This window comes from Fictibacillus iocasae (genome assembly GCF_042665465.1).
Lineage (GTDB): Bacteria > Bacillota > Bacilli > Bacillales > Fictibacillaceae > Fictibacillus > Fictibacillus iocasae.
In genome coordinates this window covers 51,781-64,473 of record NZ_JBHTCP010000046.1, presented here as the reverse complement: position 1 = coordinate 64,473, position 12,693 = coordinate 51,781, and the positions used below count along the sequence as shown (strand labels likewise).

General features: G+C 46.2%; 13 protein-coding genes and 1 other annotated feature. Of the genes, 11 read left to right on the top strand and 2 right to left on the bottom strand.

Going from position 1 to position 12,693, the window contains the following annotated elements:
* Window positions 1-328 precede the first annotated feature (328 nt).
* Window positions 329-1,096, top strand: coding sequence for a tRNA threonylcarbamoyladenosine dehydratase (locus ACFQPF_RS13840; protein ID WP_379750319.1), 768 nt, complete (start codon window positions 329-331; stop codon window positions 1,094-1,096).
* Between the two features lie 64 nt (window positions 1,097-1,160).
* Here the strand turns inward: ACFQPF_RS13840 and ACFQPF_RS13835 are convergent, their stop codons facing one another.
* Together ACFQPF_RS13835 and ACFQPF_RS13830 are read right to left on the bottom strand one after the other, a co-directional pair.
* Window positions 1,161-1,961: an RsfA family transcriptional regulator gene (locus ACFQPF_RS13835; protein WP_379750318.1), complete on the bottom strand. Its 801-nt coding sequence runs from the start codon at window positions 1,959-1,961 to the stop codon at window positions 1,161-1,163.
* A 124-nt stretch (window positions 1,962-2,085) separates the two neighbouring features.
* Window positions 2,086-3,429, bottom strand: coding sequence for an AAA family ATPase (locus ACFQPF_RS13830; protein WP_379750317.1), 1,344 nt, complete (start codon window positions 3,427-3,429; stop codon window positions 2,086-2,088).
* Between the two features lie 140 nt (window positions 3,430-3,569).
* Here ACFQPF_RS13830 and ACFQPF_RS13825 point away from each other — a divergent pair, with 140 nt between their 5' ends.
* The 10 genes from ACFQPF_RS13825 to ACFQPF_RS13780 all read left to right on the top strand — a co-directional run bounded on the left by ACFQPF_RS13825 (window position 3,570) and on the right by ACFQPF_RS13780 (window position 12,409).
* The gene (locus ACFQPF_RS13825) at window positions 3,570-4,265 is read left to right on the top strand and encodes a YczE/YyaS/YitT family protein (protein ID WP_379750316.1); all 696 of its coding nucleotides are present in this window, start codon (window positions 3,570-3,572) and stop codon (window positions 4,263-4,265) included.
* A complete protein-coding gene (gene cymR / locus ACFQPF_RS13820; protein ID WP_379750323.1) occupies window positions 4,198-4,617 on the top strand; it encodes a cysteine metabolism transcriptional regulator CymR in 420 nt (139 codons plus the stop codon). Before ACFQPF_RS13825 ends, cymR begins: the two co-directional genes overlap by 68 nt.
* A gap of 18 nt (window positions 4,618-4,635) precedes the next feature.
* On the top strand, window positions 4,636-5,775 hold the full coding sequence (locus ACFQPF_RS13815; protein ID WP_379750315.1) for a cysteine desulfurase family protein: 1,140 nt from the start codon (window positions 4,636-4,638) through the stop codon (window positions 5,773-5,775).
* 42 nt (window positions 5,776-5,817) lie between these two features.
* On the top strand, window positions 5,818-6,945 hold the full coding sequence (gene mnmA, locus ACFQPF_RS13810) for a tRNA 2-thiouridine(34) synthase MnmA (RefSeq protein WP_379750314.1): 1,128 nt from the start codon (window positions 5,818-5,820) through the stop codon (window positions 6,943-6,945).
* A gap of 427 nt (window positions 6,946-7,372) precedes the next feature.
* Entirely contained in the window at window positions 7,373-8,038 is a 666-nt protein-coding gene (locus ACFQPF_RS13805; protein WP_379750313.1) for a tetratricopeptide repeat protein, read from the top strand.
* Window positions 8,035-10,347: an SF1B family DNA helicase RecD2 gene (gene recD2, locus ACFQPF_RS13800; RefSeq protein ID WP_379750312.1), complete on the top strand. Its 2,313-nt coding sequence runs from the start codon at window positions 8,035-8,037 to the stop codon at window positions 10,345-10,347. The genes ACFQPF_RS13805 and recD2 overlap by 4 nt, the downstream gene beginning before the upstream one ends.
* Before the next feature lie 35 nt (window positions 10,348-10,382).
* Window positions 10,383-10,817, top strand: a complete 435-nt coding sequence (locus ACFQPF_RS13795; RefSeq protein ID WP_379750311.1) for a hypothetical protein — start codon at window positions 10,383-10,385, stop codon at window positions 10,815-10,817.
* Window positions 10,818-10,829: 12 nt separating this feature from the next.
* On the top strand, window positions 10,830-11,033 hold the full coding sequence (locus ACFQPF_RS13790) for a hypothetical protein (RefSeq protein ID WP_379750310.1): 204 nt from the start codon (window positions 10,830-10,832) through the stop codon (window positions 11,031-11,033).
* 18 nt (window positions 11,034-11,051) lie between these two features.
* Window positions 11,052-11,222, top strand: a complete 171-nt coding sequence (locus ACFQPF_RS13785; protein ID WP_379750309.1) for a DUF3918 family protein — start codon at window positions 11,052-11,054, stop codon at window positions 11,220-11,222.
* A 101-nt stretch (window positions 11,223-11,323) separates the two neighbouring features.
* Window positions 11,324-12,409 carry an AI-2E family transporter gene (locus ACFQPF_RS13780; RefSeq protein WP_379750308.1) on the top strand — a complete coding sequence of 362 codons (1,086 nt, stop codon included), beginning with the start codon at window positions 11,324-11,326 and terminating at the stop codon, window positions 12,407-12,409.
* A 25-nt stretch (window positions 12,410-12,434) separates the two neighbouring features.
* Window positions 12,435-12,648, top strand: a binding site (T-box leader).
* The last annotated feature ends 45 nt before the right edge of the window (window positions 12,649-12,693 follow it).

Here is a 12,693-nt window from a genome sequence, read left to right as displayed (position 1 = left end):
TTTGGTCGTACTTAACAAATTCGAGTTTTTGGGGAGGTACTCCTTTTTTCGTGTTCTGAAAACCCTGGTACTCTAGGGTCGGGAATTATGAAATTCATTCATATACACAAATAAAAGATGCAAATTCGCAAATAACATTCAAGAATCTGCAAATAAACTTCTCAAACCTGCAAACAAATTTCTGGAGCATCTGAGACCCGCTTCTCCACAGAGGAATTTGCTGGTGAAAGCCTTGTATTTCCATAGAGTAAGTTGATTTTAGTTGAAAAAATAGCTATTCTTAATTCATGAACAGTTTCAGTTTAGAGATATGAAGGGAGTTTCACATATGCTTCATCAATTTTCACGAAATGAGCTTGCGATCGGCAAGGATGGATTGCAGGCCTTAAAAAACAGCACGGTTGCTGTACTCGGAATCGGAGGGGTAGGGTCATTTTCTGCTGAAGCACTCGCTCGTTCTGGTGTTGGCCGCCTGCTGCTGGTCGATAAAGATAATGTAGATATCACGAACGTCAACCGTCAGGTGCATGCACTCATTTCTACAGTAGGACAGCCGAAGGTCGAGCTTATGAAACAGCGGATCGCTGATATTAATCCAGACTGTGAAGTGATCGCTCTGAAAATGTTTTATACAGAAGAAACGTACGAGCAATTTTTTGAATATGGCCTTGATTTTGTCGTGGATGCTTCCGATACGATCACGTACAAAATTCATTTGATGAAAGAATGCTTAAAGCGTAAGATTCCGATCATCTCGAGCATGGGGGTGGCGAACAAGCTGGATCCGACGAAGCTTCGCATCACGGATATATCTAAGACAAGCTATGACCCAATCGCTAAGGTGATTCGCCAGCGTCTTCGCAAGGAAGGAATACACAAAGGAATCACGGTTGTCTTCTCTGACGAAAAGCCTGTTCAGATCCGTGAAGAGATTCGCGCGGAGATCGTGCCGGAAAACGCACCGGGTATTCGAAAAGCGAAAATGCCGCCTTCATCCAATGCGTTTGTGCCATCGGTGTCGGGACTGTTTATGGCTGGGCACGTGATTAATAAGCTGCTTGAGATAAACGAGATTAAGGTTGAGAGAATTCGTTAACTGGGAGTGCTGGAATAAAACAAAAGAAGGGCTCTCGCATCGTGTGCGGGCCCTTCTTTTGTTATTATTTTGCCACTTTTTCTAGGTTGCCGTTCTTGTCCATGCGAAAGCTTGTGTTCGATGTATCTGGTTCGTCCTGCAGCAAGACCATCTTGCGGGCGCGGTCCATGATCTGGATTAAAGACTGGTAATCTTCCTGAATGGTCTTGTATTCTGTTTCAAGCCGTAAAACTTGGTTTTTTAATGCTGCATTTTCTTGCTCCAATTCATCCACCTGCAGCCTCAGTTCTGTATTCTCTGAGGCCGTCCTGCCTGAAGCAAGTCCGCTATTTTTTAAGTTTTCCAAATAGAGAATGATATCATTGAGCGAGAGTTCAGCGCTTTGAACAGCTGCTGGTTGCTCTTCTGTTACAGAAACGGCTGGACTTGGTTCAGCCGCAGTTTGGATGTTAGCCTGAACCGTAAACGGTGTTTTAAAGAACTCGTCTGGATTGTACACTTCATCATCTAAAAGGCGTGCGGGCACGGCTTCGCTGCCGAACATCACTTGTGCAGGGGCTTGTTTCGGCTGCTGCGGCGCAGCGGCTGGAGGCTCTGGAACATACCTTGGTTTCTGCTGCTGCCTGGCGAGTGAACGCTGCCTTTCTTTACGCTGTTTTTTTGCTATTTTCAATGCTTGCTCGTATCGTTTGCGGACAATCGCGTTCCAGCGGAAACCTACGGCAGCCGATGTGCGTTCTAGTTTATCTCCTACTTCTTCAAATGCATGCAGCTGAGTGCTGCCCTCTCGCACGTGACGTAGGACTGTTTCTGCCAGCAAAAGGTCATCGCTTTCTGACCAGGCGTCCTGTCTTAATTTTGACACTATGCTCATCTCCTTAAGTTCTTGAAATTGGATGATAGTGTCATTTTCTCCATCGTGCTCTTGTTATATACGTAGGAAGCGTGAGAATTTGCTAGATTGAGAAACAAGGAGAAAGAGTGATAGATTACTTTTCGTTTCTTTTCCGCTCTTTAAAATAATCGAGGCGTTTCTGAACATTCTTTTCATAGCCTCTGTCTGAAGGGGAGTAAAAGGTTTTGTTTTTCAGTGAATCTGGCAAATACTGCTGGACGGCATAACCGTCTGGATAATCATGAGGATATTTATAGCCTTCACCATGGCCAAGAGAGCTGGCACCTTTGTAATGTGCGTCCCGCAAATGAAGCGGAACTTCTCCGGTCTTTTCTTTTTCAACGGCTCTCAGGGCAGCGTCGATACCTGTGATCACAGCGTTGCTCTTTGGCGCTGTGGCAAGATAAAGGGCGGCCTCTGCCAGGGGAATGCGGGCTTCAGGCATGCCAATAAAGTCTGCGGCATACGCGGCTGACTGGGCGACGAGAAGGGCATTGGGATCGGCAAGACCGACATCTTCAGCGGCATGCACCATGAGCCGTCTGGCGATAAAACGTGGATCCTCTCCGGCATAAATCATCTTGGCGAGCCAATATAACGTCGCGTCAGGATCAGACCCGCGGATGCTTTTGATGAAGGCTGAGATCGTATCATAATGGTTATCGCCTTTTTTATCATATTGCAGGACACGCTTTTGAATGGATTCTTCCGCTGTCTGCAGCGTGATTGTGATTTTGCCCTCTGCATCGGGCTTTGTTGTGAGCACGGCGAGCTCGATCGCATTGAGAGCGGTGCGGGCGTCGCCGTTCGCGACATTGACAATATGCTCCATCGCTTCAGACGTGATCTCAACCTGATGCTTGCCGTAGCCTTTCTCTTTATCTTGCAAACTTCTCTGTATCACTTCTTTCAAGTCCTCGCTCGTCAGCGCCTCAAAACGGAACAGACGGGAACGTGAGAGAAGGGCTGGGTTAATCTCGAACATCGGGCTCTCTGTAGTGGCCCCGATCAGGATCACGGTGCCGTCTTCAACGAATGGAAGGAGGGCATCTTGCTGGCTTTTGTTGAATCGGTGAATTTCATCAATAAATAAGACCGTTTTGATTTCGTCAAACTTTAAGCGGTCTCTTGCTTCTGAAGTCAGCCTTTTAATATCGGCTACCCCAGATGTGACCGCGTTCAGCTGTTCAAAATGGGCAGATGTTGTGTTGGCGATCACGCGTGCGAGCGTTGTCTTACCGGTTCCGGGCGGTCCGAAAAAGATAATCGGTGTCAGCTGATCGGCCTCGATCGCCCGTCGGAGCAGCTTGCCTTTTCCGATAATATGCTTTTGTCCGGCGAACTCGTCAAGTGTCTGCGGCCGCAGCCGGCTTGCGAGCGGCTGGCCGGGGGTAGAGGACTTCCGTGCACTGCCGTTTTTATAGTCAAATAAGTCCATATCATGTCTCCTAAATGCGCGTACATTTGTTCTTTTTATGACCTGACATTACTATACAAACAGAGCAAATGCAAATGAGATTCACTTCATGCTATAATAAGCAGGATTTGAATACGTAATTGACGGAGTGATCATCAAGAATGACGTGGAAAAGCCGTAAGAAGTTGCAATGGATCGTGTTTTTTATGGGGCTCCTTGTCATGGCGTTTGGAGCTGCTATGATGATCACAGCAGAGCTTGGAAGTGCACCATGGGATGTTCTTCATATCGGATTGTATGTTCAGCTTGGCCTGAGCATCGGCACTTGGTCAATTTTAGTAGGTTTCATCATCATTGCCGCAACCGCTTGGATGGAACGAAAGCCTCCATTGCTTGGGGCCTTCCTTAACATGCTGTTTGTCGGGATTTTTATTGATGCCTGCTTGTCGCTGCCGTTTATGAGAACCCCGGATTCGCTCCTGTTCAAAACGCTGATGCTGGCTATTGGCATCCTCATATTAGGATTTGGCATTGGTCTTTACATATCCTCCGACCGCGGGGCCGGACCTCGCGACCATTTCATGCTCGCGATGACGGAACGAACGGGGTTAAAGGTATCTAGGATCAGACTGTATATGGAGCTCGCGGTGCTCTTTTTAGGATGGCTGATGGGAGGGCCTGTTTCATACGGCACGGTTATATTCTGTTTAAGTATTGGAAGCATCGTCGGGATCACGCTTCCATATTGCCAAAATAAAGTCAATGGATTATTAGACTGGAGTGAGCATGGTGAAAATATCAACAAAAGGCAGATACGGGTTAACCATCATGATAGCGTTAGCGAAGAAATCAGGTGAAGGCCCGATCGCATTAAAAAGCATTGCGAAGGAACACAGCTTGTCCGAGCATTATTTAGAGCAGTTGATCGCACCGCTGCGAAATGCCGGTCTTGTTAAAAGCATCCGTGGGGCATACGGCGGATACATCCTGGCAAGAGAAGCAGCAGACATCACAGCAGGCGATATAATCCGGGTGCTTGAAGGACCCATTTCACCTGTAGAGGTACTCGATGATGAAGAACCGGCGAAACGAAACCTTTGGATTAAAATCCGTGATGCCGTAAAAGATGTACTCGATAACACGACGCTCGAAGATTTGGCTTCTTATGAAGACGAAGGCAGCCAGGATTCTTATATGTTCTATATTTAAAACAGTCAGGAGGCATTTATGAACAGAATATACATGGATCACGCGGCCACTTCGCCTGTTCATCCTGAAGTCGTTGAAGCGATGATCCCGTATTTTACAGAAAAGTTTGGAAACCCGTCGAGCATTCATTCCTACGGCAGAGATGCGAGAAAGCTGCTGGATGAAGCGAGAATCGTTTGTGCCAAAAGCATCAATGCAAGGCCGAACGAGATCATCTTCACGAGCGGAGGAACAGAAGCGGATAATATGGCCGTTATCGGAGCCGCTACCGCCCGTCAGACAGATGGCCGTCATGTGATCACCACAGCCGCAGAGCATCATGCTGTCCTGCATGCGTGCGGTGAACTGGAGAACAGAGACTTTGAGGTCACTTATTTGAATACGGATGAAGAAGGCCGCATTTCAATGGATGAGCTGCGTGCATCATTGCGTGAAGATACGATTCTCGTTTCGATCATGTACGGAAACAATGAGACAGGAACCGTTCAGGATATAAAAGAAATAGGAATTTTATTAAAAGATCATCCTGCTTATTTTCACAGTGATGCGGTTCAGGCATACGGTCTCGCTGACCTGGATGTGAACGAACTTGGCGTTGACTTGCTCAGTGTTTCGGGTCATAAAATTAACGCGCCAAACGGAACGGGCTTTTTATATGTAAAAGAGGGTGTGAAACTATCTCCGCTCGCGTTTGGCGGCGAGCAGGAGCGGAAACGGCGAGCGGGAACGGAAAACACCGCTGGCATCGCCGGCTTTAAGAAGGCGATTGAACTGATGGTGGCGCAAAAGCAAGATCGTGCAGAAACATACCTCAGGTTTAGGGAACTGCTGATGAATGAGCTGAGAGAGAACGAAGTGGAATTTCTATACAACGGAAGCTTCGAGCACGTTCTTCCTCATGTGCTCAACGTCAGTTTTGTTGGCGTGAAAACGGAAGTGCTTCTTGTAAGCCTGGATATAGCGGGCATCGCTGTATCGAGCGGATCGGCATGCACGGCAGGTTCGATGGAGCCTTCGCACGTCCTGACAGCTATGTACGGAACGAATGAACGTACGAAATCGGCCGTACGTTTCAGCTTCGGATATGGAAATACAGAAAGCGAGATAAAAAAGGCAGCTGACGAGACAGCAAAAATCGTGAAACGTCTGCGAAAATAATGTACACTATTCTTCATATGCTGTGTACAGGGGGTGTTCTTAATGCATACAAGATTGAACGGAAAGACTCCTGAAGAGACCCGTGTTGTGATCGGCATGAGCGGAGGCGTTGATTCTTCCGTAGCTGCTCTGCTTTTAAAACAGGCAGGATATGATGTGATCGGCATTTTCATGAAAAACTGGGATGACACGGACGAATTCGGAGTTTGTACGGCAACTGAAGATTATAATGACGTGATTGCGGTCTGCAACCAGATCGGCATTCCGTATTATGCGGTAAACTTTGAAAAAGAATATTGGGATAAAGTATTCACTTATTTCCTAGAAGAATATAAAGCGGGCCGGACGCCTAACCCGGACGTGATGTGCAACAAAGAAATTAAGTTCAAAGCGTTCCTGGATCACGCACTTGCCTTAGGTGCCGATTTCGTCGCGACGGGACATTACGCTCGTGCAGCCTTTAACGGTGAAGAAGTTCAGATGCTTCGCGGAGTGGATACGAACAAAGATCAAACATATTTTCTGAACCAGCTATCACAAGAGCAGATGGCGCGTGTGATGTTCCCGATCGGAGAACTGACAAAGCCTGAACTTCGAAGAATCGCTCAAGAGGCTGGCCTTGCTACAGCATCGAAAAAGGATTCAACGGGCATCTGTTTTATCGGTGAACGTGATTTTAAAGAATTCTTAAGCAACTACCTGCCTGCTAAACCAGGCGAAATGCAGACACTTGAAGGCGAAGTGAAAGGCAAGCATGATGGCCTGATGTATTACACGATCGGCCAGCGTCATGGCCTAGGCATTGGCGGCAGCGGTGATCCGTGGTTTGTTGTCGGAAAAAATCTGGAGCAAAACGTACTGTACGTTGAACAAGGTTTCCATCACGATGCGTTGTATTCTGAAAGCTTAACCGCGGTAAAACCAAGCTGGGTTTCCGGCAAAGAGGTGCCATCTGAATTCAAATGCACAGCAAAGTTCCGCTACCGCCAGCCGGATATGGGCGTAACCGTAAAAGTCAACGAAGAGAAAACGCTGACCGTCGTATTCGACGAACCACAGCGCGCCATCACCCCAGGACAAGCTGTCGTCTTCTACAACGGCGACATATGCCTCGGCGGAGCAACCATAGACACCGTATACAAAAACGAAAAACCCATCCCATACCTCTAAGAACGAGCAAACCGCTCGTTCTTTTTTTAGGTTTTTAGGAATGTTAATTGATTATCATTCATTTTGCCTTTTAAGGCCAAGCAGATTTATTGTGATTTGGTAAGAATTTTTCACATTCACATAATCGACCTGAGTTCATCATCGAGTTAGTTGATCGTAGTGAAAGGCGCTGACTCCTCGAAAATGAAAAACACATTTTCTTCGTGCGATGTCTTGCTGTGTTGCCATCCTTATCCTGCAGGATGAGTGAGAAGGTGAGACCCTTCAATGGCGCGTGCGACGAAGGGGCTCACCGCTCACCCTGCGGAAAGCGTGCGCCTGAAACGGAGAGCAACACTTCTTGATTACTAAAATGCGCAAGCATGAGTCGCTGGTAAATGTGTATGTTAAAATAACCTTAGAATCGTTGTGTACCAGGAGGATCCCAATGGACAAAGGAATGGACTATTTGAATAAAGGAAAGTTTCAGGAAGCGGCGCGCGAACTGGAACAAAACATACAACAAGAACCGGACAACCCGGTGCATTACATCAACTTCGGAAATCTGCTTTCCACTGTTCATGAACACGACAAAGCGATCGTGTTCTTTCAAAAGGCGCTAGAGCTGAACCCGGATGCGGCAGCAGCATTTTACGGTGCCGGTGTCTCCTGCTATAAAGCAGAAAAATACAGCGAAGCCGCCTATTTGTTTCAGCAGGCGTTGAGCCGAAGTCCAGAAGATGCGGACACGCTCTTCATGGCTGGAATGAGCTATATGCATAGTGACAATGCGCTGCGTGCGCTCCCCTTTCTTCTCCGCGCAAGCGAACTGAATTCAAGTGACAGCGAGGCGCTCTTTCAGTACGGGCTCTGTCTCGCTAACTTGCAGCATGTAGGGGAAGCAGAATCTGTTTTTACAAGTGTGACAGAGATAGATCGTAACCACAGTGATGCCTTCTACAACCTAGGAGTGTGTCAGGCGTATTTTGATAAACATGAAGATGCCCTGCTAAGTTTTGAGCAGGCTCTCTCCATCCGGCCTGACCATTATCTGGCTGGCAACGGAAAGAAGAACATGCAGGAGAAACTTAGACAACAAGAGGGAAAAGCATGAATGAGCAGCCTTCCTTTTTATTAAACGATGAAGAAAGCCGCTATATCAAAGGAACCTTCATCCACAACATTTACTATAACAGTGAAACACTGTATACGGTCGCGCGCATCCGCGTGCAAAAAACGAATGAGAATTATGATGAAAAAGAAGCCGTAATAACCGGACTTTTGCCTCCGCTTTCTCAAGACAGCCCGTATGTGTTTTTCGGGAAATTTAAAGAACATGCGAAATATGGAAAGCAGTACGAGATCACCCATTTTCGTAAAGAATACCCGAAAACAAAAGAAGGAGTCGTTCAATATTTATCGAGTGACTTGTTTAAAGGAATCGGGAAAAAGACAGCAGAGCAGATCGTGGATGTTTTAGGCAGCGACGCGATCGAAATTTTGCTTGAGAGGCCCGAAAGGTTGAGTGAAGTGCCGAAGCTGTCTGAAGATCAGGCAAAATCGCTTTATGCATCGCTTTTAGAGAACCAGGGTCTCGAACAGGTGATGGTACTTCTTCACCCTTATGGCATCGGCCCGCAGCTTTCATCGAAAATTTATCAAGCGTATAAAGAACAGGCTGTCCATGTGTTAAGACATGAGCCGTACCGGCTTATAGAGGATGTGGATGGCATCGGATTTCAGCGCGCCGATGAAATCGGGCGCGGACTCGGCATGGGCAATGACCATCCTGATCGTATTCAGGCAGCATGCTTGTTTGTTTTAAAAGAAATGGGGAACGATGCAGGTCATACGTACCTTCCGTCTGAAATGCTGCTTTCTGAAGTGAAAAAGCTTTTGGCTTCGGGAACTTCGACAGTGGATGAAATGACGATATTTCGTGAGCTCCAGAACATGTCAGAGGAACAAAAGCTGATGGTGATAGAAGAAAAAGTGTATCATCCTTCTCTTTATCACGCGGAAGTGAAGGTAGCCAGCAAAATCGCTCAGCTTGCATGTGATAAACAGTATGAAAAAGCGTTCAAGGAAGACGATTTTCAAGAAATATTGAAAGAAACCGAAAAAAGGCTAGGTATTACATACGCTCCGTCACAAAAACAAGCTGTACACACGGCGCTTCATTCATCGGTCATGATTCTGACTGGCGGTCCAGGTACGGGAAAGACGACTGTTATAAAGGGAATCGTTGAGATGTATGGCGAACTCCACGGTGTCAGTCTGGACCCGGCAGATTACAGGCAAGGAAAGCCGTATCCCATCCTCCTGGTTGCACCGACAGGACGCGCTGCAAAAAGGATGAAAGAATCGACGGGCATACCGGCTGTGACAATTCACCGTCTACTAGGATGGAAAGGGTCACATTTTGAAAAAAACGATGATGAGCCGATCGAAGGAAGACTGCTGATTATCGATGAAAGTTCGATGGTGGATATATGGCTTGCACATGCCCTGTTAAAGGCAGTGCCAAAAGGAATGCAGCTGCTGTTTGTCGGAGATGAAGATCAGCTGCCTTCCGTTGGGCCAGGGCAGGTGCTAAGAGATATTCTTTCTCTTGATTTTATTCCAAAAGTGACACTCGTAGATATTTACCGGCAGTCACAAGATTCATCCATCATCCAGCTGGCACATAGCATGAAGAACGGCCGTATTCCGCCTGATTTATTAGAACCCCAGAAAGATCGCAGATTTTTCAGGACAAATGCTGATCATGCGGTGGAAAGTGTCTTGCAAGTATGCAGAGGAGCCCTTAATAAAGGGTTTAAAGCGAAGGATGTTCAGGTGCTCGCACCAATGTACCGTGGGAATGCAGGAATTGACAGGCTGAACAAGGAGCTGCAGAACCTCTTTAATCCGGATAACGGAAAGAAAAGAAAAATTCAAAGCGGTGACAATGAGTACCGTACGGGTGACAAAGTGCTGCAGCTCGTCAACCAGCCGGAGGACCAAATATACAACGGTGATATGGGCGAGATTGTTGCCATCTTTTACGCAAAAGAAAATAAAGAAAAAGAAGATCAAGTCGTCATTGCTTTTGATGAGGTAGAAGTGACGTTTAAACGAAGTGAGTTTTCTCACTTTACACACGCTTATTGCTGTTCGATCCATAAATCGCAAGGCAGCGAATATCCAATTGTCGTCCTCCCTGTCCTGAAAAGCTATTACCGGATGCTTAAACGAAATTTGATCTATACGGCGATCACGAGGAGCAAGGAATATTTAATCCTTTGCGGAGAACAGGAAGCCTTTGAATGGGCTGTGACGAGAAGTGAAGATGAACGGAGATATTCGGGCTTAAGTGAAAGGCTCTTGACTGCATATATGGAAGAAGTGGAAAAGGTTTCTGTAATGAAAAAAAGCATATGAGTTACACTAAAAATGTTCGGAAAGGCGGGATGACTTTGCGGACATTTTCAGTTATAACAGGTTCGCGGTTCAAAGACAAAAACACGGGGTTATCCGTTATTGTGAAAGATGTTTTCTTTGACTGCAACGGAAAAGTCCACGGTTTTTTGGCGAAGCGCCATCAGTGGACCAGGTGCCGATTTTACCCAGCAGGCGGCTCTGATAGTGATACAGAGCAGCGATCCCACGACGCTGCAGTGAACCATTTATGGACAGTATGCCATAAGCCTAGACATGTACTTGGCCAGTCTGTTACGAATCAATTCGACCTGGATGCGTTAATCACTGATGTATATTTTACAGATGATCTGGACAGGATTGTAGCAGTTGAAACAACAGAAGGATTCTTCTCTGATATGCGGCACGGCCGAACAGCGCTTTATGAAAATGCGCCTTGTGAGATCAATGGAGAATCGTTCTTCGGCCAATAGGAGGAAAATGGCGTGGTCTGTCCAAACTGCAAGCGGAAGGATATTGGGAAAATCGGCGTGAATCAATATTATTGCTGGAACTGCTTTATTGAGCTTTCCATCCAAAAAGGAAAGCTTGCGCTCCATCAAGTAGAGGCAGATGGATCACTGACGTCTCTAGATGATTTGTTTGAAGAAAGTGATTTGGCCATTGATTTGGATGCAGAAGCTCAGTAAATAAAGGCGGTGAGACGAATGAACCGATCTTTTAATTCGCTGCTAGCATTAGGTATCGGTGCCGCAGCTTTTGCGATGAAAAAGAAGAAAAGCTCGAGCGGCATGGGTATGATGATGATGGCCGATGAAATGTGGCGGTCCAAGTCAATAAAGAAGATGCGAAAAAAAATCGCCAAAGCGATCTATTAAAGAAATAATGAGGTGGCCTGCTGTTATGGCAGGCCACCTTCATCTTGCCTGGCAGAATGATATTCTGTTATCTGCAAAAGCTAACCGTGAGAGGTGAGATTATGCAGAAAGAAAAATTGGCCAGATGGACATATTTTTTAATATTTTTGCTGCTGATATTATTATGCGGATACATGCTGATGAAGCTCTATCCCATTTACCGGCCTGTAGTCTTGGCTTTAAAAAATGTCCTCATTCCCTTTCTTCTTGCTGCTCTTATTACATACTTGCTTCATCCAGTCGTTGAAGCGCTGCACAAGAAAGGTCTCCCGCGATTTATTGCTATTCTTATCATATACCTCTTATTTTTTGGTGGAACAGGGTGGGCGCTTGTTGCTGGAATACCTCATGTGATACAGCAGTTGAAATCTTTGATGAGCAATATCCCGGAAATTGCGAGGCTGTATAAAAGTGTGTTAATTGAAGTGGACCACCATACATCACGGCTGCCATATGCCATGCATACCAAAATTGACGGGGCCATATCTAACATGGAAATAAAGGCACAATCTGCTCTGGCAGGAGCCATTCTTGCGGTGAGAACATTGCTGGACTACTTTTTTGTCTTTCTTGTGACCCCGTTTTTGGTCTTTTATTTTTTAAATGATTTTGAAAAGATGAGAAGAGGGCTCTGGTATATCACTCCAAAACGATGGAGAAGAGAAGGCGGTTCATTGCTTCATGATATCGATGTGTCACTTGGCGGGTATATTAGAGGGCAGGTGCTTGTTGGTGCGATATTGGGAGCTGCAGCTGCCACTGCCTTATGGATCATCGATATGCCATACCCGATTCTGCTCGGTCTGTTTATTGCCGTGACCGATGTTATCCCCTACTTCGGACCGATCATCGGGGCGATTCCTGTATTGTTCCTTGCCTTTACTGTGTCATGGAAAATGGTTTGGATCGCTGCTGCCATTATGCTGCTGCTCCAGTTTATTGAAGGAAACATACTCGGCCCGCTGATCGTCGGAAGAAACGTTCATATTCATCCTGCATTTATTATTTTCGCCTTACTCCTAGGCGGAGAACTGGGAGGAATCATCGGAATGATCGCAGCTGTTCCAGTCCTGGCGGTTGCAAAAGTAGTCATTCTTCATATAAGAGATTTTCGGTCACATCACCAAACCGTTGACAAGCTAAAATAAAACAACTTATACTTTAAAAGGATACATAAATTCGATGATGGAGATAAAGTAAGCCGTTTTATTTCATGCATAGAGAAAGCGCCCCAGGCTGAAAGGCGCTCTTGAAATAACGTCTGAAAGCTACTCCTGAGTGCAGCTAATACCTGCCGTCTGCCGCGTTAAGGCTAAATCAAGGTGACAGCTCATCATATGGCTGTAACCAGGGTGGTACCGCGTGAATGCTCTCTCTCGTCCCTGTTTTAGGGACGGGAGTTTTTTATTTTGCAGCTTTTTAAATACCATAA

Excerpts from the sequence above, each read along its gene's own strand:
- ACFQPF_RS13840 (WP_379750319.1), top strand. The coding sequence starts at position 329 with ATGCTTCATCAATTTTCACGAAATGAGCTTGCGATCGGCAAGGATGGA.
- ACFQPF_RS13830 (WP_379750317.1), bottom strand. The coding sequence starts at position 3,429 with ATGGACTTATTTGACTATAAAAACGGCAGTGCACGGAAGTCCTCTACC.
- ACFQPF_RS13825 (WP_379750316.1), top strand. The coding sequence starts at position 3,570 with ATGACGTGGAAAAGCCGTAAGAAGTTGCAATGGATCGTGTTTTTTATG.
- ACFQPF_RS13815 (WP_379750315.1), top strand. The coding sequence starts at position 4,636 with ATGAACAGAATATACATGGATCACGCGGCCACTTCGCCTGTTCATCCT.
- mnmA (WP_379750314.1), top strand. The coding sequence starts at position 5,818 with ATGCATACAAGATTGAACGGAAAGACTCCTGAAGAGACCCGTGTTGTG.
- ACFQPF_RS13805 (WP_379750313.1), top strand. The coding sequence starts at position 7,373 with ATGGACAAAGGAATGGACTATTTGAATAAAGGAAAGTTTCAGGAAGCG.
- recD2 (WP_379750312.1), top strand. The coding sequence starts at position 8,035 with ATGAATGAGCAGCCTTCCTTTTTATTAAACGATGAAGAAAGCCGCTAT.
- ACFQPF_RS13785 (WP_379750309.1), top strand. The coding sequence starts at position 11,052 with ATGAACCGATCTTTTAATTCGCTGCTAGCATTAGGTATCGGTGCCGCA.
- ACFQPF_RS13780 (WP_379750308.1), top strand. The coding sequence starts at position 11,324 with ATGCAGAAAGAAAAATTGGCCAGATGGACATATTTTTTAATATTTTTG.